The 532-nt window shown below is 62.0% G+C and carries 1 protein-coding gene; it reads right to left on the bottom strand.

Annotation, left to right across the window (positions count from 1 at the left end; translation table 11 throughout):
- Positions 1–492: polysaccharide deacetylase family protein (locus EOA60_RS36610; protein ID WP_164899954.1), on the bottom strand; the 492-nt coding region annotated here is incomplete at its 3' end.
- Positions 493–532 lie beyond the last annotated feature (40 nt).

A 532-nucleotide genomic window follows, 5' to 3' on the forward strand; every position in this document is an offset into this window, starting at 1 on the left:
ATCGACGACCGTCGATCCTCTCTTCGTCTTCAGCGTCAGGTGCGAGCCGGTGTCGACGATACCCTCGATGACGTCCCACCACAGGTCGACCGCACCGTCGATCAGGCCGGGCGCGACATAGATGGTGATCGGCGCACCGTGCTTCTCCAATACCGGCAGCGCCTCCGTCATGTTGTCGCGATAGGCATCGTCGGCGGTGATGGTGGCGAACTGGCCGTGTTTGCCGCCCGCCCCGATGCGTTTGACCGCTTCATCAAGGGCAACAAAGGCATAGCCCCTGTCCTTCATGTCGGCGATCAGCTTGTCGAGGAAGGCAGGGGCGATGTTCAGATGGCGATTGACGCTGTTCGGCTTCTCGGGCGTCGCGGTCACGCGATGCAACATCAAGATGGCACCGATGCCGCCGACAAACGGCCTCGCCAGCGGAGCGAGACCGGTGTAGCGGGCAACGTTCAACGCCAGCTTCCGGATTGCCTCGGCCCCGTCGATCATTCCTTCACCTTTTGCGTCTAGGCTCATCCAAGGACCTACG

It is taken from the genome of Mesorhizobium sp. M1A.F.Ca.IN.020.06.1.1, from assembly GCF_004023265.1.
In the GTDB taxonomy this organism is placed as follows: domain Bacteria; phylum Pseudomonadota; class Alphaproteobacteria; order Rhizobiales; family Rhizobiaceae; genus Mesorhizobium.